At 62.8% G+C, this 26,517-nt stretch carries 24 protein-coding genes, 1 tRNA gene and 2 pseudogenes; 21 read left to right on the top strand and 6 right to left on the bottom strand.

The window, feature by feature from the left end; translation table 11 throughout:
• The first annotated feature begins 247 nt into the window (after nucleotides 1–247).
• The 15 genes and pseudogenes from ACYKG1_RS20400 to ACYKG1_RS20330 all read left to right on the top strand — a co-directional run bounded on the left by ACYKG1_RS20400 (nucleotide 248) and on the right by ACYKG1_RS20330 (nucleotide 13,994).
• A complete protein-coding gene (locus ACYKG1_RS20400; protein WP_478471229.1) occupies nucleotides 248–4,912 on the top strand; it encodes an RHS repeat-associated core domain-containing protein in 4,665 nt (1,554 codons plus the stop codon).
• A complete protein-coding gene (locus ACYKG1_RS20395) occupies nucleotides 4,909–5,319 on the top strand; it encodes a DUF4279 domain-containing protein (RefSeq protein ID WP_478471228.1) in 411 nt (136 codons plus the stop codon). The genes ACYKG1_RS20400 and ACYKG1_RS20395 overlap by 4 nt, the downstream gene beginning before the upstream one ends.
• A gap of 187 nt (nucleotides 5,320–5,506) precedes the next feature.
• Nucleotides 5,507–6,376, top strand: a pseudogene (locus ACYKG1_RS20390) (RHS repeat-associated core domain-containing protein); the annotation flags it as partial.
• Between the two features lie 445 nt (nucleotides 6,377–6,821).
• Nucleotides 6,822–7,319 carry a hypothetical protein gene (locus tag ACYKG1_RS20385; protein ID WP_478471227.1) on the top strand — a complete coding sequence of 166 codons (498 nt, stop codon included), beginning with the start codon at nucleotides 6,822–6,824 and terminating at the stop codon, nucleotides 7,317–7,319.
• Between the two features lie 101 nt (nucleotides 7,320–7,420).
• A pseudogene (locus ACYKG1_RS20380) lies at nucleotides 7,421–8,641 on the top strand (RHS repeat-associated core domain-containing protein); the annotation flags it as partial.
• Nucleotides 8,616–8,867: a hypothetical protein gene (locus tag ACYKG1_RS20375; RefSeq protein WP_478471226.1), complete on the top strand. Its 252-nt coding sequence runs from the start codon at nucleotides 8,616–8,618 to the stop codon at nucleotides 8,865–8,867. The pseudogene ACYKG1_RS20380 and the gene ACYKG1_RS20375, both read left to right, overlap by 26 nt.
• A 46-nt stretch (nucleotides 8,868–8,913) precedes the next feature.
• A complete protein-coding gene (locus tag ACYKG1_RS20370; protein WP_478471225.1) occupies nucleotides 8,914–9,279 on the top strand; it encodes a hypothetical protein in 366 nt (121 codons plus the stop codon).
• A gap of 139 nt (nucleotides 9,280–9,418) precedes the next feature.
• Nucleotides 9,419–9,808: an ankyrin repeat domain-containing protein gene (locus tag ACYKG1_RS20365; protein ID WP_478471224.1), complete on the top strand. Its 390-nt coding sequence runs from the start codon at nucleotides 9,419–9,421 to the stop codon at nucleotides 9,806–9,808.
• Nucleotides 9,809–10,611: 803 nt separating this feature from the next.
• The gene (locus ACYKG1_RS20360) at nucleotides 10,612–11,019 is read left to right on the top strand and encodes a hypothetical protein (protein ID WP_478471223.1); all 408 of its coding nucleotides are present in this window, start codon (nucleotides 10,612–10,614) and stop codon (nucleotides 11,017–11,019) included.
• Nucleotides 11,020–11,103: 84 nt separating this feature from the next.
• The gene (locus ACYKG1_RS20355) at nucleotides 11,104–11,733 is read left to right on the top strand and encodes a hypothetical protein (protein WP_478471222.1); all 630 of its coding nucleotides are present in this window, start codon (nucleotides 11,104–11,106) and stop codon (nucleotides 11,731–11,733) included.
• A 13-nt stretch (nucleotides 11,734–11,746) separates the two neighbouring features.
• A complete protein-coding gene (locus ACYKG1_RS20350) occupies nucleotides 11,747–11,923 on the top strand; it encodes a hypothetical protein (RefSeq protein ID WP_478471221.1) in 177 nt (58 codons plus the stop codon).
• A gap of 78 nt (nucleotides 11,924–12,001) precedes the next feature.
• Entirely contained in the window at nucleotides 12,002–12,397 is a 396-nt protein-coding gene (locus ACYKG1_RS20345) for a hypothetical protein (protein WP_478471220.1), read from the top strand.
• Nucleotides 12,398–12,485: 88 nt separating this feature from the next.
• On the top strand, nucleotides 12,486–12,920 hold the full coding sequence (locus ACYKG1_RS20340) for a hypothetical protein (RefSeq protein WP_478471219.1): 435 nt from the start codon (nucleotides 12,486–12,488) through the stop codon (nucleotides 12,918–12,920).
• Nucleotides 12,917–13,366 carry an adhesin gene (locus tag ACYKG1_RS20335; RefSeq protein ID WP_478471218.1) on the top strand — a complete coding sequence of 150 codons (450 nt, stop codon included), beginning with the start codon at nucleotides 12,917–12,919 and terminating at the stop codon, nucleotides 13,364–13,366. Before ACYKG1_RS20340 ends, ACYKG1_RS20335 begins: the two co-directional genes overlap by 4 nt.
• Nucleotides 13,367–13,535: 169 nt before the next feature.
• The gene (locus tag ACYKG1_RS20330) at nucleotides 13,536–13,994 is read left to right on the top strand and encodes a hypothetical protein (protein ID WP_262227773.1); all 459 of its coding nucleotides are present in this window, start codon (nucleotides 13,536–13,538) and stop codon (nucleotides 13,992–13,994) included.
• Between the two features lie 77 nt (nucleotides 13,995–14,071).
• Here the strand turns inward: ACYKG1_RS20330 and ACYKG1_RS20325 are convergent, their stop codons facing one another.
• From ACYKG1_RS20325 to ACYKG1_RS20315, 3 genes are all read right to left on the bottom strand, one after another.
• Nucleotides 14,072–15,949 (bottom strand): aspartyl protease family protein, encoded by a 1,878-nt coding sequence (locus ACYKG1_RS20325; RefSeq protein ID WP_478471217.1) that lies wholly within the window; start codon nucleotides 15,947–15,949, stop codon nucleotides 14,072–14,074.
• A gap of 82 nt (nucleotides 15,950–16,031) precedes the next feature.
• On the bottom strand, nucleotides 16,032–17,156 hold the full coding sequence (locus tag ACYKG1_RS20320; protein ID WP_262227775.1) for a helix-turn-helix domain-containing protein: 1,125 nt from the start codon (nucleotides 17,154–17,156) through the stop codon (nucleotides 16,032–16,034).
• Nucleotides 17,157–17,228: 72 nt separating this feature from the next.
• A tRNA-Arg gene (locus ACYKG1_RS20315) sits at nucleotides 17,229–17,305 on the bottom strand.
• A 149-nt stretch (nucleotides 17,306–17,454) separates the two neighbouring features.
• Here ACYKG1_RS20315 and ubiA point away from each other — a divergent pair.
• The 3 genes from ubiA to ACYKG1_RS20300 all read left to right on the top strand — a co-directional run bounded on the left by ubiA (nucleotide 17,455) and on the right by ACYKG1_RS20300 (nucleotide 20,409).
• Nucleotides 17,455–18,348 (top strand): 4-hydroxybenzoate octaprenyltransferase, encoded by an 894-nt coding sequence (gene ubiA, locus ACYKG1_RS20310; protein WP_262227776.1) that lies wholly within the window; start codon nucleotides 17,455–17,457, stop codon nucleotides 18,346–18,348.
• A 201-nt stretch (nucleotides 18,349–18,549) separates the two neighbouring features.
• Nucleotides 18,550–19,974 carry a short-chain fatty acid transporter gene (locus ACYKG1_RS20305; RefSeq protein WP_181390018.1) on the top strand — a complete coding sequence of 475 codons (1,425 nt, stop codon included), beginning with the start codon at nucleotides 18,550–18,552 and terminating at the stop codon, nucleotides 19,972–19,974.
• 273 nt (nucleotides 19,975–20,247) lie between these two features.
• Nucleotides 20,248–20,409 carry a hypothetical protein gene (locus ACYKG1_RS20300; RefSeq protein ID WP_010482135.1) on the top strand — a complete coding sequence of 54 codons (162 nt, stop codon included), beginning with the start codon at nucleotides 20,248–20,250 and terminating at the stop codon, nucleotides 20,407–20,409.
• Nucleotides 20,410–20,463: 54 nt separating this feature from the next.
• Here the strand turns inward: ACYKG1_RS20300 and ACYKG1_RS20295 are convergent, their stop codons facing one another.
• A complete protein-coding gene (locus ACYKG1_RS20295) occupies nucleotides 20,464–21,090 on the bottom strand; it encodes a YiiX/YebB-like N1pC/P60 family cysteine hydrolase (RefSeq protein WP_478471216.1) in 627 nt (208 codons plus the stop codon).
• Between the two features lie 205 nt (nucleotides 21,091–21,295).
• On the opposite strand from ACYKG1_RS20295, the gene ACYKG1_RS20290 reads away from it, so the two are divergent.
• From ACYKG1_RS20290 to ACYKG1_RS20280, 3 genes are all read left to right on the top strand, one after another.
• A complete protein-coding gene (locus tag ACYKG1_RS20290; RefSeq protein ID WP_262084285.1) occupies nucleotides 21,296–21,820 on the top strand; it encodes a hypothetical protein in 525 nt (174 codons plus the stop codon).
• A gap of 52 nt (nucleotides 21,821–21,872) precedes the next feature.
• Nucleotides 21,873–22,448, top strand: a complete 576-nt coding sequence (locus ACYKG1_RS20285) for a hypothetical protein (protein ID WP_262084286.1) — start codon at nucleotides 21,873–21,875, stop codon at nucleotides 22,446–22,448.
• Nucleotides 22,449–22,570: 122 nt separating this feature from the next.
• Entirely contained in the window at nucleotides 22,571–24,295 is a 1,725-nt protein-coding gene (locus ACYKG1_RS20280) for a peptidoglycan-binding protein (protein WP_262227778.1), read from the top strand.
• Between the two features lie 407 nt (nucleotides 24,296–24,702).
• Here the strand turns inward: ACYKG1_RS20280 and ACYKG1_RS20275 are convergent, their stop codons facing one another.
• Both ACYKG1_RS20275 and ACYKG1_RS20270 read right to left on the bottom strand, forming a co-directional pair.
• Nucleotides 24,703–25,374, bottom strand: coding sequence for a VOC family protein (locus ACYKG1_RS20275; RefSeq protein ID WP_478471215.1), 672 nt, complete (start codon nucleotides 25,372–25,374; stop codon nucleotides 24,703–24,705).
• 54 nt (nucleotides 25,375–25,428) lie between these two features.
• The gene (locus ACYKG1_RS20270) at nucleotides 25,429–26,508 is read right to left on the bottom strand and encodes an alpha/beta hydrolase family protein (RefSeq protein WP_478471214.1); all 1,080 of its coding nucleotides are present in this window, start codon (nucleotides 26,506–26,508) and stop codon (nucleotides 25,429–25,431) included.
• Between the last annotated feature and the right edge of the window lie 9 nt (nucleotides 26,509–26,517).

Raw genomic sequence — 26,517 nt, 5'->3', positions numbered from 1 at the left:
TGGCCCCTGTAGAGCCGAGCCCATGCTCGGCTGCCCATCTGATCGGACCCCCTGTATCAGAAAACTCTGAAATCCAACCCATTCCACAGTTTCTGACTTGAATGTGTAAACCACATCGGAGATAACGTTCCCCGTGCGGTCAGGCCGCATTCCGGACCAGGGACGATCCGAAGCATGACGTGGTGAGGCAACCGCCCCACGTTCTCGTTCCTGCCGGTGCTGTGTTCGTCCAGGAGGGAGAACAGGGATGTTGGAACGACTGAAGACCATTTCGTGTGCCGCACTGGCGATGATCGCGCTGGGGAGCTTGGCTCCTTGGGCTGCGCAGGCGCAGGAGGTGCAGAAGAAGTGGGAGAGCTACCTGTCGATGGGCCAGCCGCGAGCCACGGAAGCGACGGTGCAGAAGGACATCAAGTCGCTCTTTTCCCAGTACGAGAAGGACAAACCCTTCGATTGGCATGTCAAACGCCAACGCGTCCTTGGAAAGAAGGTCATCTACGATTACCGGGTGAGACCCGAGAAGATCGTTACTACTGACTGGGTCTACACCCACTCAGGGCAGGAGTACTCATCCGAAGATCAGATTCGTAGCGTGATCCTCGCTACCCGCGTCAGCGACCCGCAGTGCCCGGCGACTTCACTCACGGAGGATCCTTGGGTGGAGCTCCTTGGACTTGGCAGGGGCGACGACGGTAGCGTTACCAACGAGGAGAAGGATTTCCATTACACCTTGAACTTCTATCACCAGAGCACTCAAGAATGCTCGTCGATAGTGGGGTGGGAGCATGTGCGCCGGGCCAGAACGGCGCTTTGTCCGAATCGACCGTCCCTGACGTGGAATGAGGGCCTGCAGATGTGCTCTCTGGTCCAGCAGGACGAGCCGCACATGTCGCCCATGCTCTCCTACACAAGCGCGCCGCTGCCGCCGCAGCAGTGTCCTGTTGGTAACCCGTGTGATCCGACCACTGGCGATAAATCCCAGCCTGAGCCGGATTTCAACCTTGGATGGGTGAGCTTCCAACGCCACTATCACTCCCTGACAAGCACGGCGGGCGGCGCGTTGGGTACGGGCTGGACCCATTCCCACAATCTGCGGCTTACCGCAGGCGTGGATGATTCCACTTTCCCTCCAAGCTCCGAACTGAAAGTTGGGCTGATCGGCGCCGATGGCGGGCAGACCGCATTCCAGAAAGTGGGGGCAAGCTACGAAGCCATGGACGGAAGCGGCGATCGTGCGGTCCAGCAGGGCACCAACTGGCAACTTTCACGTGCTGGAGAGCGCATCCTGTTCGACGCTGCTGGCCTGATGCAGCGCCGCGATTTCGAGGACGGAACCACGCTTTTGTACGCGTACGACAACCGAAGTCGCCTGCTCAGCATCACCCATTCAACCGGTCGGCGTGTGGACGTCCAGTATCTCGCGCCGGGAGACGATTCACTGATCTCGGCCCTGGTGATCGCCGGCCAGCCTGTGGTGAGCTACGCCTACTCCCCGGCCGGGGAATTGATCACTACGACCTATGCAGACGGTGCTAGCCGTACGTATCACTATGAGGACACCCGCTTCCCGGGCTACCTGACCGGCGTGACCGCCGAAGACACCCGGCGCTACAGCTGGTTCGGCTACGACGCCAAGGGGCGGGTTACCTGCAGCCGCCATTCCGGCGATTGCAGTCAAGCCGACGTGGGCATTGATGGCGTGCGCCTGGAGTACACCCCGGCGGGCACCACCATCGTCACCGATGCACTGGGCAAGCAGAGCACCTACGCCTTGACCGCCAGCGGCGCCAGCGGCCTTCCGCGCAAGGTCAATGGCATCACCGAGAGCAACGGCAGCATCAGTCGCACCTATCTGCCCGAGGCGACCGATTTCCGGCGTCGGCTGCAGTCGGTGACCGACCGCCGTGGCGTTGTCACCCAGTATGCCTATGCCGAGGCCAGCGATGCTGCCGCAGGCGCTGTCAGCGTGACCACCACCACCGAAGCGGCCGGTACTCCGGATCAGCGTGTCAGCGAGACGCGCGTGGCCATGGACAGCAATCGGCTGGTCCAGCAAACCGTCGGTAACCGTGAGATCCGCATTGCGCGTAATGCGCGCCTCCAGCCAACCACCATCACCGTGCGCGACATGGTGACCGGTGACACCCGCGTCACCACCCAGACCTACTGTGAGGCCGAGGGCCCGGAGTGCCCGCTGGTGGGACTGCTGCGCAGCGCGGATGGCCCGCGCAGTGATGTGGCGGATGTCTCCACCTATGCCTACTACACCGCGGACGACGCGGGATGCGCGGCCAATGGTGCCTGCAGCTATCGCAAGGGTGACCTGCGCAGCGTGACCAATGCGCTGGGCCAGACGGTCGAGACCTTGGCCTACGACGCGTTCGGGCGGCCGTTGTCGGCGAAGGATGCCAACGGCGTCGTCACCGACTACACCTACCATGCCCGTGGCTGGCCGACCTCGATCATCGTACGTGGCGCGACCACTGCCGAGGATCGGGTCACCCAGATCAGCTACTGGCCGACCGGCCAGGTGCAACAGATCACCGAGCCTGACGGCAGCAGCGTCACCTATGTCTATGACGCCGCCCAGCGGCTGACGGACATCGTGGACAGTGCGGGCAACACCATTCACTATGCGTTGGACAACGCCGGCAACCGCCTCAAGGAAGACACGCTGGATACTGGCGGCACCCTGCGTCGCACCTTGGCACGGACGTTCAACACGCTCGGCCAGCTGACCGCGCTGAAGGACGCAGGCAATCACGCCACCGGCTTTGCCTACGATGCCAACGGCAACCCGCAGACGGTGACCGACGCCCTGCAGCGCGTGACCAGCCAGCAGTACGACCCGCTCAACCGACTGGCCCAGACCCTGCAGGACGTCGGCGGCGTGGCGGCGGAGATCCGCAGCCAGTACAACGCTCTGGACCAGGTCACCCAGGTCACCGACCCGAAGGGCCTGCATACGACCTATGCCTACAACGGTTTCGGTGATCTGACCGGGCAGGTCAGCCCGGACAGTGGCGCCAGCAGCTTCACCGTGGACGCCGCCGGCAACCGCAAGACGGCCACCGATGCACGCGGCGTCACCGCCACCTATCACTACGATGCGCTCAACCGCCTGATCGGCATGGCCTACCCGGACCCCAATCTGGACGTGGGCTACAACTACGACGTGGCGCCAGCGGTCTGTGCCGCCGACGAGCGCTTTGCCAAGGGACGCCTGGGGCAGGTGCTGCATGCCAATGGCAGCACCCAGTACTGCCACGACCGCTTCGGGCAGGTCACCCGCAAGGTGCAGACCGTCAACGGTGTGGCCAGCACGCTGCGCTATGCCTACAGCAAGGCGGGTCGCCTGACTGCGTTGACCTACCCCGACGGCAGCGTGGCCGACTACGTGCGCGATACCCAGGGCCGCATCAGCCAGATCGGCCTGACCCGCCCCGGCCAGGCGCGCCAGATCGTGGTGAACAACGTGACCTATGCGGCCTTCGGTCCGGCGACAGGCTGGACCTACGGCAATGGCCGCCAGCTGCAGCGTCCGTTGGATCTGGATTACCGCCCGCAGGCGGTACATGACCCGGCTGCAGGTGGCCTGTCGCTGGGCTATGGCTATGACCCGGTGGGTTCGATCACCGAGCTGAAGAACGGCGCAGGCTCGACGGTGCTCGCCAAGTACGCCTACGACACGCTGGGCCGCCTGACCCAGACCCAGGACGGCGCGACCGGCACGCCGATTGAAAGCTATGCGTATGACGCCACCGGCAATCGCACCGCGCTGACCACCTCGGCAGGCACCGCCAGCTACACCTATCCCGCAACCAGCCACCGCCTGACTGCGGTAGACGGCGAAGCGCGCAACCATGACGCAGCGGGCAACACCACCAGCATCGGCAGCAAGACGTTCACCTACAGCGATGCCAACCGCATGAGCGCGGTGAAGCAGGGTGATGCTGTACTGGAAAGCTACAGCTACAACCATCGCGGTGAACGCGTACTGCGTACCCCGGGTAGTGGCGCAGCGCAGATCACCCTGTACGACGAAGCAGGGCAGTGGCTGGGCAACTACTCGGCCACGGGCCAGGCGCAACAGCAGGCCATCTGGCTGGACAACTACCCGGTGGCGCTGATCAATGTGCCGGCTACCGGCGTGCCGGAGCTGGCCTACGTGCAGCCGGATCATCTGGGCACACCGCGCGTGGTGATCGATCCGGTGCGTGATGTGGCGATCTGGGAGTGGAGCAACAAGAGCGAAGTGTTCGGCAACCAGATCCCAAGTGCCGATCCAGATGGCGATGGTGTGGCATTCGAGCTGGCACTGCGCTTCCCAGGCCAGCAGGCGACGGATGCGAGTGGGTTGTTCTACAACTACCAGCGGGAATACGACCCGGCTGTGGGACGGTATTCGCAGAGTGATCCGATTGGGTTACAAGGCGGAATCAGCACATACGGATACGTTGGGGGAAATTCTCTGCAACGAGCTGATAGCCTGGGGCTTCAGGCCGTTCCCCTGCCCCTGCCAGTCGCTCCGCCTGGGTATGTTCCTTACAACCCGGATCGAGGGAATGGCGAGTACGGACAGTCCGGAGACATTTACATCAATACGGATTCCATTGCTCAAGACATCGTTCTAAAGGGAATCGGAATTCTCACAAGCCCCATAAGTCCGGTGCGGCCTTTGATTCAGATGGCCGCAAAGCCAGATAGAGAGCAGCGACCCCAAGACTGCCCCGCAGGTACCAAGCCGATCAATCAATACCCGGGACTAAGTAGTAACGACATTCACAAAATAAAGCGCGGGATCAATGCTCGAGGAAAGGATTGGGTCGGCGTAAGTCCTGATCGCTCGATCTGGGTGAACGAGGGGGGCGAGGCCTCTGATCAAGGAAAAGTGGATGACTATCTGCCATGATTAAAAAACCGACATTTGCTATTTCACTGCGAATCACGCACCCTGACATGGACGCTTCATTGTTTGAGGGGGAGCTTGGGTTTGCTCCAGAGTCTTTCTACACGGCTGGCGATCCAAAGTTGGCTGTGAATGGAAGAGAAATTGGTGGCGTCAGAAAGGAATCATTCTGGTGCCATGCGTATTCGATTGAAGAGGGGGGCGAGCTTGAAGCCTCATTGGATCAGTTGGTGATGGGATTGGAGGGAAAGAGAGATTTCCTTAAGCGCATAGCCGCATCTGGCGGTCATGCCGAGTTCTTCATAGGATGGTTCTCTTCAATTAACTCGGGTTTCGTCCTGAAGAGTCGAACTCTTCGTCATCTTGCTGATATGCATTTAGATCTCTCATTCGACATATACCCAAGTTGAAGCTCGGTGGTGACGTGGCAATCATCGCACCCTGATAGGCGCTGCGCTTGGCTCCAGTCAAGCGCAGCGCGTCTGGGAAGCTGCGATGCTGCGCATTCCTGGATGCACTGTTCACTAAGAGGTGCACAGCTCGGGAAGGCCAGTCGCTGTAAAGGCGTGTTCAGCTTCGCCCGCTGAGATTCCCCGCTCGATCACCGAACTGAAGAACGGTGCAGGCTCGACGGTGCTGGCCAAGTACGCCTACGACGCGCTGGGTCGCCTGACGCAGACCCAGGACGGCGCGACCGGCACGCCGATTGAAACCTATGCCTACGACGCCACCGGCAATCGCACCGCGCTGACCACCTCGGCAGGCACCGCCAGCTACGCCTATCCCGCAACCAGCCACCGGCTGACCGCAGTGGATGGCGAAGCGCGCAACCATGACGCGGTGGGCAACACCACCAGCATCGGCGGCAAGACGTTCACCTACAGCGATGCCAACCGCATGAACGCGGTGAAGCAGGGCAATGCCGTACTGGAAAGCTACGCCTACAATCATCGCGGTGAGCGCGTGCTGCGTACCCCGACCGGGGGCGCAGCACAGATGACGTTGTACGACGAGGCCGGGCAGTGGCTGGGCAACTATTCCGCCACGGGCCAGGCACAGCAGCAAGCCATCTGGCTGGACAACTACCCGGTGGCGCTGATCAGCGTGCCAAGCGCAGGTGTGCCGGAGTTGGCCTACATCCAGCCGGATCATCTGGGTACGCCGCGTGTGGTGATCGACGCGGCGCGCGATGTGGCGATCTGGGAGTGGAGCAACAAGAGCGAGGTGTTCGGCAACCAGATTCCGAGTGCCGATCCGGATGGCGATGGTGTGGCGTTTGAACTGGCGCTGCGCTTCCCGGGGCAGCAGGCGACGGATGCGAGTGGGTTGTTCTACAACTACCAGCGTGAATACGACCCGGCTGTGGGGCGGTATTCGCAGAGTGATCCGATTGGGTTGGAAGCAGGTGTGTCGACATACTCATATGCCGAGTCGAATCCGAACTCAAATCTGGATGCGTTGGGTTTGGAGTCTGGGCAGTTCCAATTCGGAAAGTATCGAATGAAGCAGCCTGAGGCGCTGCCAGCGACAGACATCGGTGATGCGCTCGTGGCGGGAAGAATACTTTCAAGTTATAACTCGGAGATGAAGTCGAGGAGCATAACCGGTTCAGATCAGTTCTATCATTGCTTGGCGGCTTGTCGCGCGACCCAGGTAACAAGTAACCCCAGAGTCGTATTGGAGCTAATGGCAATGAAAGAGGTGAAGGACTATTATGCAGGCCGGGTCGGCGTCTACGGGGATGGTCGCCGAAGGGGGCATTCAGAGATGCAGATAGATAATTATGGAGACATGGCCGCAAATCGCCAAGGAACCGCGTGTGAGTTGGGTGAAGATTGTGCTAGGTGTTGTGCCAGCTATGTCCCGGTATCCTCTCGTTTTCTTCTGAAGAATTACATCCCGGAGTGGAAGGGTGAAGATTGAGCTAAATGCACTGGCATTTTCAATATTAATTTTTTCGGTCAGTGTTTCCGGTTGCGATCGGGCCGGGCGTAGCTATGATTCGTTATCAAAGATTGTTAGCGAGGGTGACCTGTCTGTCGCAAAGGCAGTGGCGATTCCTGAGGATGCTACATCTATCAACATTCGGTCGGATACTGAGACAGGTCTCTACTATATTTCATATGATACAAGCTATGCGGTGCACTACATCGAGGAAAATGGGCTGTTGGAGGTTGAAAGTGAGTCGGTGCCTCTGATTCGCGATTCACTTGGATTTAAGGTTGAGTTGCCACCAGACATTTCGCTTTACTACAGGTGTGCTGCTCCTTCAGTTACTCTGCGGGATGTTCGAAAGAATGCTCACGAAATAATAATGATGGGCTCGGACGGTCAGCGGCAATACCTATGGAATCGTCGCAATGATCGAGATCTGGAGGCCGTCCTCTGCAGACCTGTTGGGAATGAGTAGCGCCAGTTTTGAGGCCAGCTCGCGCGAAGTTGGCCTTGAGACAGACTGGCTCGGCCACAACGGCTTCCGAATTGAAGAGCGGTGCGAGCGCATAGTCGCAGGCCAAATACGCCTACGACGCGCTGGGTCGCCTGACCCAGACCCAGGACGGCACGACCGGCAATCGCACCGCGCTGACCACCTCGGCAGGCACCGCCAGCTACACCTATCCCGCAACCAGCCACCGGCTGACTGCCGTGGATGGCGAGGCACGCAGCCATGACGTGGCGGGCAACACCACCGGCATCGGCGGCAAGACGCTCACCTACAACGATGCCAACCGCATGAACGCGGTGAAGCAGGGCAATGCCGTACTGGAAAGCTACGCCTACAACCATCGCGGTGAGCGCGTGCTGCGTACCCCGGCCGGTGGCGCTGCGCAGATCACGTTGTACGACGAGGCTGGGCAGTGGCTGGGCAACTACTCGGCTACGGGCCAGGCGCAACAGCAGGCCATCTGGCTGGACAACTACCCGGTGGCACTGATCAACACGCCGGCTACCGGCGTGCCGGAGCTGGCCTACGTGCAGCCAGATCATTTGGGCACCCCGCGCGTGGTGATCGACCCGGCGCGCGATGTGGCGATCTGGGAGTGGAGCAACAAGAGCGAAGTGTTCGGCAACCAGATTCCGAGTGCAGACCCGGACGGGGATGGTGTGGTGTTCGAGCTGGCGCTGCGCTTCCCGGGCCAGCAGGCAACGGATGAGAGCGGGTTGTTCTACAACTACCAGCGGGAATACGATCCGGCGGTCGGGCGGTATTCGCAGAGCGATCCCATTGGACTTAGGGGGGGCATCAGCACATACGGATACGCAGGTGGCGTCCCGTCGTCTTTGGTAGATCCACTTGGTCTGTGTCCCTGCGAGTGCGTCGACTACTTAAGCATGACGTTCGGTGTGGCAGACCTCACCTTTGGAGGCTTGGAAGCTGTGAATGGCGCAGGAGCCACCATTGCCGGTGTTCTGTCTCTGCAGCCCGAAGTTGCAATCCCCGGATTCCTGGTAATGGTGAATGGTGGGGCAACGGCGTACGATGGAGTGTCAGCAATGCAAACCGCACAGGATGGAAAGGAAAGAGAATCCATCTACACCGAGGTGGGCGGGGAGTTGCTGGGGCCAGTTGGCGCGAAGACGGGAGAGCTGTTGTCATTCGGCTTGACGTTCAGCGGTCACCTTAAGGCCACACGAAAACTGGTTCAACGCGTAGCCACTGACAAGGATGCACTGGATGCCATGAAGGCGGTGAAGGATGTTTCGGGTGGGTCTGGGTGCAATTGCAGATAATGGGGATGATATGCATATGCGCAAGAAAATACTGAATTGGCTTGGTTTTTTGTTCTTTGCGCTAATTTTTTTGAGGTCGTCGTCCTATCTTGTATTGAAGGTGTATGCGATTGGTCACCTTGAGAGGGGTGATTATTTTGTAATGTTGCCTATGGCGCTGGGGTCGCTACTGATCTGCGGCATGTTTATGGCAATTATCATTAAAGGAATGAAGGCCAGTCAGTAAGCTTCGCCTGGAGGCTCACGCGCGACGTATGGTTCCGGCAGATTGTATGGGTATCACTATTCACGATTTCCAGCTGGCTGGAATTCGTCTTGATCCGGTGTCAGGTGTGACTGTTTCTCTGTTCGATGAATCTTCGCAGGCATCCTATGATTTGGTCTTTGGTCGAGTCAGGAGAGCAAGCGTTGATGGTTTCTCTAGCCAGAATGTCGTGCTCGATCTTAAGGTCTTCAATCGAAAGGATGATTCCTTTGAATTCCAGCGGTGCTGCTTCCTCCTTGGTCTAGACCCGGTGGCTGTCCGGGAAATTGTCGATGGCGACACCTTGGTCTTCATTGAGGCCTCTGTCGGCGCAGAGATTGCACTTCTAGTAGAGGGGACTTGGGAAAGCCGGTTGATCCCTGTCAAATCATGATTCTTGATCTGTCGAATGCATCGCTCCAAGACGCACGCACCGCTTGGCTTGTAGGTCGACAGGGATCTGACAGAGAGATGGATTGCGGGACGGACGACCATCGGGCCAACGCAAAGGGCTCTACCGAGCGTGCAGCCCGATGAACATCATCGATCCTGTACTCAGCGAACTGCTTTCCCGGCTCGGTGTCGACACTGACTTCGGCGATACGGTGCTGACTTGTCCGGAGACCCAGGGAGCCTATGAGGACACGCCCCTGCATGTGGTGGCCTATTACAACGATGTGGCCCTCCTCAGCGCATTGATGCCCTTCGTGACCACCATCGATGTGCGTGGTGATCTTGATCTGACGCCGCTGGCAAGCGCGGTGGCACATGGCAGCGTCGCGGCAGCGGCCTATCTCCTCTGGTGTGGTGCAGACCCACACGCAGGGAATGAACTGGGCCGGACACCACTGGAAATGATGTGCCAGGACCCGAGGTTTGATGATGTGGTGCGTATGGTCGACGCCGCAGATGGAGCCTGGTGATGGAAATTTCTGAAGAGAAGTTCTACCGATGCGCCTGATGACCTTCATCTGCCCACTTTGTGGCGCTAGCGGGCAGCGCTTTCCTCTGCGATTTGCTGGAAAGCGTCAAGCGAAGACGTCCTGCCGGGGGTGTCGCGTCGAGCTTCTTTCAGACCCGCGGTTGGGCACGTACACGCTCTATCTTCTGTACACACAGGTCATCATTCTGATGGCGTCATTGCCGCTGATCGGGGCCAGTGTCGCGGGTGAATGGACACGGCTGGGAATGATCTGTCTGGTAGTGCTGGCGCTGTGCTGGTTCCCGGGCGTGATCAGACACGCACGAAGTCCGATCGTGCGCGCCTGCCGGGATCCCGATTACAGCTATGCGCGCAGGCCGGGTGCTTCGACTACGCACGCTGCCGCAAACCCGGAGCAGAGTAGCGACACGCCAAGCGCCAGCCCATGATAGGGAAGTCAAAAGATGACATACCATCTTGGGCGCGAGGTACAAATCCTACGAATGGGGAGACACCTGTTCAGTATGCCCAGCGAGTATGCAAGGAGTTTGGTCAGGATCCCGGAAAAGGGCAGGGCTCAAACTTGAGTAAGCTTAAAAAATATGCGGAAACCCACTTCACTCCGAGCGGTGAAAAGCCTGGATTCTTTGAAGAGTCATTTTTTCAACTTCAGTCAAGATCCTGTGATGGACGCAATTCCGGAAGAGCTCAGGGTCGATGGCGTCATTTAGGTGGGGGCTTGTGATGGCTGATATATATCCGGTTGGGATTGCTGCGCAGGGGAGAGTCGTCTGGTTTGCGTGGGTGTCTGATGACTATGATTATGTTCTATCAAAAAACGGGAGGCCTGTGTCAGCCGGTAGTAGGGAGGGGCTCGATTACGAAGTCGCTGCTTGCGAGGGGGCCGTGGACTGGGAAGGTGAATCGCTACTTGACTTCGAATCATTGATAAATTCGGTCGATTCGGGAGTTGAAGTTAGCCCAGATGCTGTTATTGATGCTTGGAACTTCATGACTGATCTTTTCAGGGTGGTAGCAAATGCTCCACGGAGGATGTTTCACGCCGACATGATCGATACGTACGACACATTCTTCTCGCAATGCGAGATCGCTCGAGCCGTTGGGCTGGCGGCGGTCTCCATCTCTAGACGTGACCTCAATCGCGCGAAGATCGTTTTGCAGAACGGGTTGCAGATGGTGCTCAGCATTTAGCCGGTCCCTTCTAGGGCTTTCATGTCTATGGCTGGCGAGTCGACCCGCAGTGACCCCGATGTAGAAGATTGGGAGTGGAACAATATGAGTGAAGCGTCCGGTGTTCGGGCATCAGCCAGTAGTCCCGATGGGATGGGCCTACCCACCAGCGGGCATCTGATCGGTTTGTGGTGCGGCAAGCGCAGGGGGATCCGGGGTGCCCAAGCAAGAAACGGCGTCACCATGCCGAAGGCTGGCATCTTGCGTGCAGCGGTGCTGCTCTTGCCAATGCTGGGGGGCTGCAGCATTCACCAGTTTCAACATACGGAATGGAAGTCGGACTGGGTAGATGTTTCGTCCGGTACGATTTTCCCTGGCAATTCAACGACCCTGCCGCTTGACCGCATTTCCACGCTTGATCCTGATAGTGAAGCAGCCATTGCGGAGTGGATGTTGAAGCATTCGCTGGCCGTGGTATCTGCATCAGAGGTTGAAGGGAAGATCGGTCCAATGCCGTTGAGTGACCAGAAGCCAGCGCCTGGGGAGAGCGTCTATCTCGTCAGGGCCGCTTCGGATGAAAGTTGGGGCAAGTTCATCGGCTACGTCAACGACAAGGGACTTCTCATCATGTATGGGGTGATGGGGGGCTGCGGTGAGCAGAAGCAACGGGTGGTTGCCGTGAGCCTTCGAGAGAAGCCCGCCAGCGTTTTCGGCCGATGCTCGGCGGCGCTATAGTCGAGTGCCATGGTTGGAACGCCACTCCATGGGCGGTGAGCGGGTGGAGCTTGAAGATGGAAGTCTTTTCGATGACTACTCTGATATTCAAAGAGTCGCATTGGGGCAGCAGGAACCACTGGCCTATCATCTTTCCGCCCTGGCCTGCCTTCTCTACGAGATAGGGGGGAGGTTGAGTGAAGAAGTGTGATTGCAGATATGCGCGTGCAGGTGCCGGAGCATCCCATGCGCCGCGTGATCGCTGTTAGCTTGAAGGAGAAGCCCAACAGTGTCTTCGCAGGATGTTCCGCAGCGCGCTGACAGCTCTGTTCGTTGTCGCCGCTCCAGAGTAATCAATGCAAAGGCTGGAATGGGACGGGCAATCCAAATGGCTTGGTTGAATGGATGGTTATTTACCATGGAGCTTGAAGCGAAAAGGGTAGTTTTCTTTTCTCAACAGGATGAACGGTTCTTCTTCGAGTGGATTGGTCGAATCGGCTGCATCGGGAATGTGGTCGGCAGAGGGGATGTCATCTATCTACCCCTGGATCCAGATGCGGTTCTGGAGGAGGAGGTCTGGGAACTGGCCGCACTGTTCAGGAGGTATCGGATTCCACTGGCCCAGCTGCAAATGCTGGAGGCAGGCAGGTACTCTCGAGCGCTGCGCGATGCGTTGCGCGAGTAGGGTGCCAAGCGGGAGGCAAGGTGCATGAGCTCCCGCACTCCTCCACAAAAGTACGCGATCGGCCTGCACGCCCTCGTAGAGGTACAAGATGAAAGCCACGCAGGTTCTTCGGTACGGGTTGGCCTACGCGGTGTCGTATGGAGCGCTCTGGCTGTTCCTGCACTTTGTGGGCAGGGCGCTTTACGCCTTCGACTCACATCAGGTTTTCTTCTGGCTGTATGCCGTCAGCCTTCTGTTGCTGGGAATTGGCGCACGGGTTCCCGCCGCTGGACGCCTGACGATCAGGCGGCTTGCCAAGGGGGCTGGCTTGGGGCTGCTCGCTGGCCTTCTGGCCCAGGTCGTGGTGCTTGCACTGGAAGCCTATAGATTCAGCGGGTTCAGGTCATCGCTGCTCTGGCAGGTACCGGTTTCGCTGATGGTGATGAGCGTCGTGCTGCTCACGCCGCTCTGGGGCGTAGTGCTGGTTGCCCTCACCGCCGCATGCCGCCGCGACAACAACCCACATCAGGCCTCGAACCCATGAAGCGCTTGACTGCCTTTTGCCTCGTGGTTGCACTGACATCCTGTGCGGCGCATCCGAACCGCACCACGAAGTGCCCGCCGGCCCATTTCACCTATGTCGGCACCGAGAGAGTCGACGGGTTGACCTACGGGCGCTTCCAGATCACCCACAACGCTGATCAGCCACTTCAGCTGTGGGTGGATGAAAGACGCAGGTTGAACTCAAGGACTGCTCGCGCAGAGATGAGGCGCACAGGCGAGGATGCCTGGCGGCCTTACAACGTGATCCTCGAGGAAATCACACCGGGAGCGATCGGGCTGACGATCGGGCAGGGTGAACAGCAGAGCGTTCTGTTCGATGGTGATGGCGTGTTTTTGCCCGGGCAATCCAGCGCGGACGCGGAGTACTCCATCGTGGTACGGGATGCAGCCGGTTGCGAGCGTCGCTCGGCATCGTTCATTCTCTGACGTTCCCGCCGTGTGCGAGATTCACGGTCACCCTCGTTCAGTGGCACCCGCCGCATGCGCAGCGGGTACCCCACAGCGGGCAGCGCGAGCTCAATCGGCACGCCATCCCGCAGCCCCCCGGTCCGCCAGCGCCAGCTCTGTATCTGAGGTCAAACTACAATAAATGCCAATGTCCGGCGAACTGATTTTCATAAGGTGCATGAAGGGCGCAGCTGCAGTTGGAGCGTTGGCAATCTGCTACGCGCTGATTGCGTCCATGATGAGTATGGGCTGTCCAGTCGTTGGATACTCTCCATCAGTTATGTTTGCTCTTTTTGTGGCATTGCTGGTGCTGTTTGTGTATTCCAAGTTCGAACTGGCGAGAAGGGGAATTCTGTCGGTTGAAGTTAGGCGAGTGCGATTCGCGTTCGCTATGGCTTTCCTGGCCGAGATGTTCATGATTGGGTTGCTGGTCGCCCGCAACCTCGAATGCGATAGCTTCGTTCGCGCGATTCCCATTCCTGGGGCACTACTTGTTTTCTATACAGCTGCCGCCTTCTCATTTGTATTCAGTGACTTCTATCTTGGTGCCGCGCGAAAAATCATCAGACTTGGCGCTCGGCCCAGGAACTTCTTAAGAGACAAATAGTTGGCACTGCCTTTGTGGTGCGTGAGCATCCGCCACGTGAGTGGCGGGTGCTCCGCAGGGATAGCGCCAGTACTGACTCAATCTGCACGCCAACCCGCAGCCACCCGGTCCCCCAGCACCAGCTCGGTATCCACCTGCCGGCCATCGCGCAGATAACGGATGCCCACGCGCGTCCCAACCGGGCGCTCACGCAACAGCGCACGCCAGTCCGCCAGCTTCCGCGTGGCAATCGGCTCGCCTGAAATCATGACGATGCGATCGTCCCTTCGCAGCCCGGCGCGCGCACCAGCGCTGGTCGGCGCCACATCAGCCACACGCAGTGCACCGTCCTCGGCCTGCAGCCACAGCCCACTGCGGTCGAAGGCATCGGCCTGCGTGCTTTCAGCGTTGGGCACCAGATAAAGGCGCTTGGCGTCGTAGTCGATGCCCATGGAGAAGCGCCGCAGCACGCCGCCACCGAGAATCGCGCCATAGTCGGCCAGGGCCAGCGCGCCCTTGTCGGTGCTGGACAAGTCACCGACCAGGCCGGTGACCTCGATGCTGCCCATGCGCAGCACACCGAGCCGGGCCGGTCGCGCCCGCCCCGGGCCGCCGAGGCCCCATCCAAGCACTGCCTCCTCGCTGGCGTGGTATTTCTCCAACAGACCATGGGTACGCACGAACGGACTGCTCAGGCTCAGGGAATTGCGTGAGCCGGTGTCCAGCCACAGCCGCAGCGGGATACCGTCCAGCTCGCCATTCAGTACCGGTGCGCGGTCGTCCTGTTCGAACGGCAGCACCACCGCGTTGGCGGGTGGCTGGTAGTGGCCCGGCCGGGTGAAGCTGAGCACGCGCGCGCCATAGTCGAAGGTGGTGACGAAGCGCAGGAAGGTCTCGTAGCCGATGAAGCCGTCATGCGGCACGCCCATCGAGTTGATCTGCTGGCCGAGGTCGATGATGTGGAACACCGGGTTTGCAAGGTGCGCGCCACCGATGCGCAGGTGGCGGGCCTGTGCCAGGCCCAGGTCGCTGGCGTTGTCACCGGCACCATGCACGCTCAGACGGCCCGCTGTGGTCAGCCCCAAGCGTTTGGCGGCGATCGGTGTCAGCAGGTTGATGGCGCCGGTGTCCACCAGGAAGCGCGCCGGCTGGCCGTCCACTTCGGCCTCGATGTAGACATGGTTGTTGATCAGGTCGAACGGGACGCGGGTGGTGCCGCTGGCATCCTCGATGTAGCTGTCGTCGGCCATCGCTGGTGGTGCATACAACCCATCCGGCACAGGGAAATCCACCCGGTAGCGCTGCACCTGCACGTCGCTGCGCAGTCGCGGATCAGCACGGCCCTGGGCATCGAGGGCGTCGGTGATGAGGCGATGGGGCAGCAGCAGGCCATCGACCGCCCGGTAGTCTTCCAGCGTGATGGCGGTGGGTGTGCGCGCGGAGGCGATGACCACCCGGCCGAGCAGGCCGCTGCGGGTGTCGAACCAGAGTTCGATCGGGTCCGCGCCCTCCGGCGTCGTCGACAGCACGTCATAGCGTTGCCCGTCGTGGGCCTCGGTGCGTGGGCCCGCAATGCGCGAGGCGGGATAGGCACTGGACCAGTAGGCGCGGGTGGCCAGCCACGCCTGCGTGCGCGCGGTGCGGCGTGGCACGCTGCCGTCCAGCAGGCCGACCTCGCCGCCGTAGTCGCGCCGCCAGGAGAGGTGCCCGTCGAACCCCTGGGCGACAGTGAAGGCTCCCAGTTGCGCCTGTTCGGCATAGCGCCCGGCACGCAGGTCCTGGTTGAGCTGCCAGCGCCCGTGTAGGCCGCCCACCGACTGCTCGCCCTCCGCCTGCAGGCGCTGTACCGACAGCCACGGCTCGCCGCCACTGGCTGCACGGGCCCGGGCCAGCACATCGGCAGCATCCACCCCCGCGGCGTGTACCGGAATCGCCAGCATCCACAGCAGGCCACCTAGCATCCATCGCAAACGCATCGCGTCACCTCTTTCGTTGGGTCAGGAGGTGATGGCAGCGCACGGACCGGGGATATTCGACCGGGCGTGAAGGATTGGACGTTCAGCCGGAGGTGGCGCGGCGGCGGTACTCGCTCGGTGTCTGCCCGGTGGCGCGCTTGAACGCGCTGTTGAAGGTCGACTTGCTGCCGAACCCGGCGGCCAGGCCGATGTCCAGCACGCTGCGGAAGTCGGACGGATCGGACAGGCACGCCCTCGCGGCAGCGACGCGGAAGCTGTTCACGAACTCGGAAAAGCTCTGGCCGAGGCCTTGGTTGAGCGCCTGCGAGACCTGGTTGGGTGACCACCCGCTGCGCTGGCTGAGGGACTGAAGGTCCAGCCCGGGCGCTTCATGCAGGCGTTCGTCCCGCATCAATGCGGTCAGCGCGCTGGCGATGGCCGCGCATTGTGCTGCGTCGATGCCCGAGCGTTCGTAGCGTGCGTGGGTCGTATCCTCGGCGGACGCGGTCATGTCCACCATGACGGGTGCCGCAGTGCTCGCACGTACGCGCAGCTGATGACGTACGACCCGGCACGCCAGCAGATACATGCCGGCGGTGGTCAGCAGGCTGAGCCCGATGCTGGCCAGCAGCGGAGCGGCGTCCGGCGGCCACCGGTTCATCGCGCTGGCAAGCCAGCAGCCCGCCATCACGATCGCCAGCCCGCGCAGTCCGCTGCGCTGGATGGTGGTTCCGCGCGGGGCCGAAGACGTGCGCAGCGAGAGCCATAGCGTGGCCAGCAGGTAGGGTGCGCCCTGCAGCAGCCAGCCATGGAAGCTGAGCGGGAACAGGACCTTGCCCAGCGGCGAGCCCTCGAAAGGCGCGAGTGCGTTCAACAGGGAAATGACGAATGCGAGGCCAGCCGGCAGCAGATGCGCGAGCGGCAGCAACGAAGTGTGGCCCGATGCGGGCAACAGCAGCGCACGCGCATGGCCATACAGCAGCGGACCGAGCAGATAGACCAGCGGCACTTCGATGACCCGCAGCCAGCGCACCGCATCGGGCGAAAGCCAGGTCTGGCCACCCAACAGCACCAGTCCGAACAGATTGGCGGCGGCGAAACAGGCGAAGAAGGTGGTGAGCAGATGACTGCCACGCCGAGCGCGACCGAAGCTCACGCCGGTGGACAAGGCGGCCAGGCCCAGAATCGCAGCGCCTGCCGCCAGCTGCAGCAGATCCGCTGGCGTCATGCGCGCAGTGTTGATGAAGCGCGCGGCAACGTCCAGCGCGGGCTGGCGGCATGCAGGCAACACTGGGGAAGATGGCGCGCCCGGAGGGATTCGAACCCCCGACCAATGGCTTCGGAAGCCACTACTCTATCCGGCTGAGCTACGGGCGCGTTGTAGAACCGCCGCGCCGTCGGCCAGTGCCGGGGCGGGCATCGCAGCGCCATGAAGCGGTGCGGGACCGGCATTCTATCCAGTTTCGCCGAACAAATCTCCCCCCACGGGCAAAGCCCTGCCAGAGGGGCAGGAGTATCCTATCGCCATGGCTGATACCCCCCTCACTTCGCCGCAGTCGCCGGCGACGCCGCGTTGGCGGCATTACTGGAGTCTGATGCGCGCTGATCGCCCGATCGGCACGCTGCTGCTGCTGTGGCCCACCTGGTGGGCGTTGTGGCTGGCCGCCGGCGGCCTGCCGCCGCTGTGGACGCTGTTCGTGTTCACCGCCGGCGTGTGGCTGACCCGCTCGGCCGGTTGCGTCATCAACGACTACGCCGACCGCTGGCTCGACCCGCATGTGGAACGCACCAAGGCGCGTCCGCTGGCCACCGGTGCTATCAGCGGCCGTGCGGCGCTGGTGCTGTTCGCCGTGCTGATGCTGGTGGCGTTCGGCCTGGTGCTGACCATGAACGGGCTGACCATCGGCCTGAGCTTCATCGGCGTGTTCCTGGCCGCCAGCTACCCGTACCTGAAGCGCTACACCCATCTGCCGCAGGTCTACCTGGGCATGTCGTTCGGCTGGGGCATCCCGATGGCGTTCGCCGCCGTGCAGGGCGAGGTGCCGATGCTGGGCTGGCTGCTGTATGCCGGCAACATCCTGTGGTCCACCGCCTACGACACCTGGTATGCCATGGTCGACCGCGAGGACGACCTGAAGATGGGCTCGCACTCCACCGCGATCCTGTTCGGTGATCTCGACCTGGTCATCCAGGGCGTGCTGTACGCGCTGTTCCTGGCCACGATGGCGCTGGTTGGCGTGCGCGGCGGCCTGGGCGGCTACTACCTGGCCGGCGTGGCCGTGGCCACTGTGCTGGTGGTGTACGAGTTCTGGATCTGCCGCAATCGCGAGCGCGGCCCGTGCTTCAAGGCGTTCCTGCACAACAACTGGGTGGGCGCCGCGCTGTTTGCCGGTATCGCCGTGGACCTGGCGCTGCGTTGATCCTGGGGATTGATCGCCCGGGGTCGGATCCCTTTTCCTGTGGGAAAGGGCTCTGACCCTTCTGCCGCGCCGATACCCGGCTCGGGGTCAGAGCCCTCTCCTGTGGAGAGGGATCCGACCCCGCCACCTACGACCAATAGGTGGCTGACAGCCCGCACCCCACCGCCCAGAATCGGTCCATCGAACCTGGGAGGGTAGGCGATGGCCTCGACGGCAGCAGTACAGGACGGCTGGATGGCGCGTGCAGCGCTGCGCTCGGCCGCCTGGGCGGAAAAGTGGTTCCCCGACGCGTATGTGTTCGCGGTGCTGGGCGTGGTCATCGTCGCACTGGCCGCGATGGGCTTCGGCTCGACCCCGCAGGCCACCGCGAGCGCCTTCGGTGACGGCTTCTGGAGCCTGATTCCCTTCACCATGCAGATGGCCTTCGTGGTCATCGGTGGCTACGCCGTGGCGACCGCACCGGTGGTCGCACGCTTCATCGATTTCCTGGCACGGGTGCCGCGCACCGGCCGCGGTGCGGTGGTGTACGTGGGCCTGGTCAGTATGCTCGCCTCGCTGCTCAGCTGGGGCTTCTCGCTGGTGTTCGGCGGCCTGCTGGTGCGCGCGCTGGCCCGCCGTACCGAACTGCGCATGGACTATCGCGCGGCCGGTGCGTCGGCGTACCTCGGCCTGGGTGCGGTGTGGGCGATGGGGCTGAGTTCGTCGGCTGCGCAGCTGCAGGCCAACCCGGCCAGCATGCCGCCGGGGTTGGTGGAGATCACCGGCGTGCTGCCGTTCACCGAAACCATCTTCCTGTGGCAGTCGATTGCGCTGACGGCGGTGCTGATCCTGGTCTCGCTGCTGATCGCCTGGCTGACCGCGCCGGCCGCCGGCAGTGCCCGTACGGCTGAAGACTTCCCCGGCGCCGCGCAGGCCGAACCGGAACCGCTGCAGCAGCGCACGCGCCCGGGCGAATGGCTGGAATACAGTCCACTGCTGACCGTGCTGCTCTCGCTGCTGGCGTTCGGCTGGCTGTTCAACGAGTTCGCCAACAAACCGGTGGTCACCGCCATCGCCAACCTCAACACCTACAACTTCCTGTTCATTTCGCTGGGCCTGCTGCTGCACTGGCGGCCGCGCAGCTTCCTCAACGCGGTGGCCAAGGCGGTGCCCAGCACGACCGGCGTGCTGATCCAGTTCCCGCTGTACGGCGGCATCGCGATGATCCTCACCCACGCCGCTGGCGGTGACGGGCAGACCCTGGCGCACCGGCTGTCGAGCCTGTTCGTGCACGTGGCCAGCACCGATTCGTTCGCGCTGGTGATGGGCGTCTATTCGGCGGTGCTGGGCTTCTTCGTGCCGTCTGGTGGCGGCAAGTGGATCATCGAGGCGCCGTACGTGATGCAGGCCGCCAACGAACTGAAGGCGCACCTGGGCTGGGCGGTGCAGGTCTACAACGCGGCCGAAGCGTTGCCGAACCTGATCAATCCGTTCTGGATGCTGCCATTGCTGGGCGTGCTGGGCCTGAAAGCACGCGACATCGTAGGCTTCACCTTCATCCAGCTGCTGGTGCACATCCCGCTGGTGCTGGGCCTGCTGTGGCTGCTGGGCATGACCCTGGCGTATGTGCCGCCGGTGATGCCCTGAATGCTGGGCCGGCGTCCGTGCTTACACAGGACGCCAGCCGGGTTCAGCGCGTGTTTCCGGTGGAGGACGCCATGAATGGGCATGGGCCCGAGGCCGGCATGAGCACATGCCGAACCCGCATGAATCCTTCAGGCGCTTGTGCCGCAAGCCTCTGCACGCGTTCATTCACGCGCGTACACACGGGTGTAGCCGTCCGCCAACGCACGATTAACTCTTCGCTGCAGACGATGGCCCCGTCCACCGCATTCCGCGCGTGGCTTTCGGAGATCGGACATGGCACAGCAGAACCAGAACCCGAACCAGAAGCAGCAGGGCCAGCAGAACCAGCAGGATCAGCAGCAGGGCCGTGGCCGCGACCAGCAGCAGCAACAGCAGCAGGAACAGCAGAAGCGCAACCAGAACCAGCAGCAGGGCGGCCACGACGAAGAAGAATGATTGCGTTGCGCATGCAACGTGACCGGTGAAGCCCCGCCTCGCGCGGGGCTTCGCTTATTCCAGCACGCCGATGCGCTGCAGGGCCGGTGCCGCCGACATGTCATTGGGGTTGGTACCGGGCTGGTCCTGCGGTACGTCCATGCCCATGCCGCGGTAGAGATCCACCCAGTGCTGGGCGATCTGCCCGGTCTGCGGATTGCGGAAGTTCATCGGCTGCAACGCGAATACGTGGTGCGCACGGAACGCACGTTCGATGAAGTCGGAACAGTAGTAGCTGTCCTCGTTCAACACATACGAGGTGTTGTACGGCTTGCCGAGCATCGTGCGCGCGGTGGCAACCGCATCCTTGATCGCCGCCTGCTGCGGTGCGCGCAGGCGATAGATCACGATCTGCCGCTGCTTGCCCCGGGCGTCCTGGCGGAACTGGACCAGCGATTGCCGGCGCGATCCCTTTTCGTCCGCATGCAGTACCTCCCAGCCGTTTGGCGTTGCGGCAGCCAGGGCCACGTGATCGAAGCTGGGTGCGCCCTGCTTGCCGGTGGCATCGTCGATGGCCGCGCTGAGGCCGCTGCGGCCGGCGGTGACGAACAGCAGGTCGCCTTCCCGGACCTCCAGCGCGGCCACAACACCAGGCCACAGCATTGGCAGCAACAGGGAGAGGGCAAGCAGGAATCCGCGCATGGGGCCAGGGTCGAAGCGTGTGCGGCGTAGTCTAACGGCTGCCGCAGTGACGTTGATTTCAGCATTAGTGTGATATGAGTCTCAATTCAGCATGTCGGGAAATTCCTGACAGCGGACGTTGAAACTGAATTGACGGAGGCATGGCTATCCTTGCCTCCCTACCGCGCCGGAACCGCGCGCGACCACTCGGAATCAGGAGGATCCCGTGAACCAGCTCCGCCCCGTTGCCCTGCTTGCGCTTGCCCTGGGGCTTGCGCTGTCGGGCTGCAAGCCCGCGCCCCAGGCTGCCCCCGCTGGCGCCGCCGCCCCGGCTCCGACCAGCACGGCCGCCGCCACGGCGCCGGCCACGCCGGTTGCCGCGGCCCCGGCAGACGCTTCTGCCAGCTGCCCCCACCCGGTCTTCGACGACTTCCTCAAGCATTTCGGCAACGAGATCGCGCTGCAGGAAACGTCTACTGCCGATCCGCTGCTGGACAGCCACATCGACGGCGAAGCCGAGCCGGAGCCACGCAAGGTGGAGGAGAAGGTGCCGCTTGCCAAGGTCGAATGGCCGGTGATGCCGGACCCGGCCACGCTGCAGCGACAGGGCCGCGAGATGCAGGTCACCCGCCTGCCCGATGGCCAGGTTCAGGTGCAGATGCGCACCCCCGATACCAGCGACCAGCAGATCTACACCTTTGCCCAGAAGCCGTGCTGGCAGCTGGTCAAGCGTGAGGACGAATCGATCTGACCCCTGAGCGACCGCCTGCGGGCGGTCGTGTGATTCATCCAAGGAGCACCGCATGCGTCTGTCTCCCGTTGCCCCCGTGCTGGCCCTGATGCTTGCTGCCTGCAGCGGCCCTGAGGCGGCTGCACCGGCGGCGCCCCCCGCTTCCACTCACCCGGCAGCGGCGCCGGCCGCACCTGCGGCTGCCGTTGCGGACCTTCCCACCTCTCTTACGCGCGACGAGACCGGCATGCATATCGATTGCCAAGGCACCCGCCTGCACCTGGCGGCCCAGCCCACACAAGACACGGACGCTTCCCGGCTGACCACGCTGGAAATCGAAAAGGACGGCGCACGCCAGGCCATTGCTGCGCCCAAGGAGATGGACGGCTATACCGCCGTTGGCCTGGCCTGCGTGCAGGACCGCAGCGGCACGCCGTACTTCGTCGTGCAGTACGGTGAACTGCCATTCGGCTGCAGCTTCTGCGAGTGGTACTACCTGTACGACGCCAGTGGCCGCCAGTTGACCCACAGCACACCGCCGCTGCGCGGCGCGGAAGGCGAGGAGCAGGAGCCCAACAACGACGAGTACGAGAAGTTGATCGACTCGCTCGGCATCAAGCACCCGGAGGTGAACTACATCGAAGACTGAGCGCAGCGGCAGGACGTCGCACGCGCGCTGTGAACGCAGTACTGCAGTACCGCAGTACCAGAAGTACCAGGAGCAGTACCCCTTAAGGAAATCCCCCTTTTCATAGAATGGATAGCACAGACATGGCAGACATCTACCAGGACATGGTCCAGCCCCGCGGGGCGGCCTACAGCAGTGACCGCATCAAACCGTGGAGCCACTACCGGGAGCCGATCGACCAGAGCGACGGCCGCCTGCATGGCAACTCCCGCCGGTGGGGCGATGCGACCCCGGAAGTGCAGTCACGGGTGATCGACACGATCATCGAGTCGGCGCGCGAGAAGGGCCTGACCCCACGCGAAACGGCGCACGTACTGGCCATCGCCCGCGTTGAATCGGGCTTCAACCCCGATGCCGCCGCTGGCACCACCTCGGCCTCGGGCCTGGGCCAGTTCATCGACAAGACCGGCAACCACTACCACCTCAACAACCGCAACCGCTTCGACGTCGGCGCACAGTCCGATGCACTGGTTGACCATTACATCGATAACCGCACGCTGGCGCACAAGCGCGGCCAGGGTGAGGAGTACATCTACAAGTACCACCACGACGGCCCGACCCGCGATTACGGCGGCCTCAACCTGTCTGAAAAGAAGGTGATGCCGTACGTGGACAAGTACGAGCGGTTCGTGGAGCAGCGCCTGGGACTGACCCACGGCCAGTCCCATGGCAGCCACGCGGCCCCCGCCGTAGCTGCGGCCACGCACGCGCAGGCCAAGCCGGCAGCGGCGCATGCCGAAGGCCAGACCCGCACCTTTGAGCAGACGATGCAGGTGATGCTGCCCCCGCAGAACGGAGTCAAGCCGCACGTTACCGGTGAGTTCGGCGAACACCGCGCGCACAAGCCGCACGGTGGCACCGACTTCAACTACGTCGGCGGCCAGCACGGCCGTAATCTGCAGCACCCGACCGTCCACGCACCGATCTCCGGAACGGTGACGTTCGTCGGTGGTGACTACGGCACGGTGAAGATCAGGGATGCACAGGGCAACTCGCACGAGATCCTGCACCTGCAGTCGACCCAGGTGAAGGAAGGCCAGCCGATCAAGGCGGGCGAGCCGATCGGCACCATGGGTGGGCGTGGCCCGGGCGGTGCGGGGCAGTATGCCCAGCACGTGCATTACCAGTTGAAGGATCCGCACGGCAAGCTGCTCAGTCCGCAGGACTTCTGGGACCACGGCAAGCTGAAGGAAACCGGCAAGGGTGGCCATTCGCATGACGCCGACCACAACGGTGTGCTGCGCCAGGGGGCCAAGGGCGAGGAAGTGACTGCACTGCAGAAGGAACTCAACCGCTTGGGCGTGCGCGACGGCCATGGCAACCGGCTGAGCGAGGATGGCAAATTCGGTGCCAATACCAAGGACGCACTGACCGCCTACCAGAAGCAGCACGGGCTCTCCGCCGATGGCGTGGCGGGTCCGGCGACGCTGGCCAAGCTGGCCGAAGGCCGCAGCCACGCCGAGGCGTCGCCGAAGGGGCCGCAACTGGGCGACAAGGCGCATCCGGATACGCCACTGCACAATGCGATCCGTGGCCACCTGCCGGGCATGATCTGCAACGAGATGAGCGCGCATGTGACCGCCCAGGCCAAGGCCGCCGGCATCGATTCGCCGGAAAAGCTGCAGGGCGTCACCCTGCAGGATGGCAAGGCCTTCGTCATGGGCACCGTCCCCGGCTTCCGTACTGCGGTGGACATGACCCAGACGGCACCGAGCCTGCAGGAGACCAGCGCTGCAATGCTGGCCAAGCACGAGCCTTCGCAGCAACACGTGCAGGACGAGCAGCAGCGAGTGGCCATGGGCCGTTGACCGCTGCGTGTGAACAGGCGTGTGGTAAAGGAGGCCGGCCGGAGCGATCCGGCCGGCTTTTTCCGTTCATGGGGGAGGACATCCACGGATGCCGTTTCGCAGGATGCACAGCGTGCCGCGCCTGCGCGAGGGAGACCTGGACCAGGGCATGCTGGACGGCAGCAAGCTGCTGGTGGCGCTGATCGATGGCGAGCAGCTGCCGCCGTCGGAAGATTCATCCGCACGCAACCTGTTGCCAGCGGATTGGCGCACAGGGGATTCGGTCGTTGCCCTGAAGCGAGGGTCGTCCCAAGGCTACCGTTCCTCGTCCAGCACCTCGTCGTCGAGCTCGTCCTCGAGCAGTTCCGGCGGCGGGTCCGGTGGTGGTGGTCGCAGCGGCGGCGGCGGCGCTTCGGACAGCGGGTGGCTCAGGCTGCCCACATCCGCCAGCCCAGCGTGGCATCACGCAGTTCGCCGCTACCGCTCACATCACCCACCTGCAGCTGCACGCCCTGCGCATTGGGCAGGTCTTTCTGCTCAGGGAACCACCGTCGATCCGCCGCAACCACGATCAGCAGGCCCTCGTCGTCGCCCATCGGCGCGAACTGCGGCGAAGGCGTGCTGATCGGTTGCAGGCCGAAGCGCTGGCTGGACTGTTCGCGCACCGCATCGACATCGTGGCTGGGCAGGCCGACCTCGCTCAGGCACGCCAGCTCGCTGCCATGGAAGGCGCCTGCGCGCATGCTGTCTGGCAGACGGCGCCGGCCGATCAACTCGAGGATCAGGCCATCGGGACCGGTGAAGTACACCGACTGCGACTGCCAGCTGCTCTCCAGCGCAAAGTAATCCAGGCCCTCAGGATTACGTTGCAGCGGGGTACGTTCGCGCAACCAGGCCATCGCCTCGCCGAAGCGGTTGTCCGGTACGTTGAAGGCCAGGTGCACGCCACCGACGGGGTGACCTCCCGCCGGCTGCAGTTCGATCGTGCTCCAGCCGATGTGCACATGGTTGCCGACCACGCGCTGCTGCAGCACATCGTGGAAATATGTGGCCACGGAAGCGACGTCGGATACCGGCAGAGTGAGGTGGAGCAGGCGCATGATCGATCCTCCGTGGACGCGCCCACTGTAGCGCCGGGCCATGCCCGGCGGCCACTAGCGCAGCGAATGGTTGAAGAACCGTATTGCCGCGTCCGCTGCCTGCGCGTGGGTCTGCGCCTTCGGCACCGACGTGCTGCACAGGTCCTGCAGCCGCTGCTGTCCGGTCGGGGTGCATGCGGCGAGGAAATCGTAATGGCCGACACCGGGCAGCACCTGCAGTGCAGCGCCCGCAATCACCGCACGCGCAGCCTCGCCATTGGTCTGTGGTGGCGCGACCGTGTCCGCCTGGCCCAGCACGATCGACACCGGCTGTTTCAGCGAGGAGAGCTGCTCGGGCGCAAAGGCCTGCACGATTGCCGGCGCCAGCAGGAACACCGCGCGCACGCCGGGAATGGCGCGTGCGTCGTTGGCGTGGGACATCCATGGCGACAGCTCGGGCGACGCCGCAGCGGCAACGCGTGCCTCCATCGTGTGCGTTGCCGCCTCCTGTTGGGGCCGGCAGACGCCGTCATCCGGATGTGCGGTGCAGAAGTCCCGCAATCGCTGCAGGTCCGGTCGCGCACCGGCTGCCAGCAGCGCGGTGTAGCCACCGGCCGAGAAGCCGGCGACCCCCAGGCGCTCAGGATCGACATGCGGGCCCAGCACCGGATCAGCCTGCACGGCCGCCAGTGCAGCATGCAGGTCATCGGCGCGCAACCAGGTCAGAAGGCTGCCGGGCAGGGTCATGGTGTCAACGCCGTTGTTGCCTGGATGATCCACCGCAATCACCAGATACCCGGCCCGCGCCAGCGCCGTGCCCAGCCAGCCCATCATGCGCGCGCTGCCGCCGTTGCCATGCGAGAGCAGCAGGGTCGGCAGGCGATCACCCGCGACCGGCGCATCCTTGGCCGACCGGCCGACGTCGAACAGCGGCGCGTCGGGTGGACCGATGGTCAGCGCGGTTTCGCGGCTGCCGGCCGGGGCCGGATACCAGACCGTGTAGCGCAGCGCGTTGCGGTGCCCTGCGTCGCGCACGGCGGCGCTGGCCAGCGTCGTCGTGCCGTGGCGCTCGCCGGCGACGCCGCTTTCGCGGGCGTCGCCGACGCTCGCGAACGCCAGCAGCATTCCTCCCAGCACAGCAGCGGTCATGCGCATCTTCAACTC

The organism is Stenotrophomonas sp. 85239_Sma, assembly GCF_056481725.1.
Note: the sequence above shows the minus strand (reverse complement) of the source record. Positions and strands in the feature narration are given on the sequence as shown.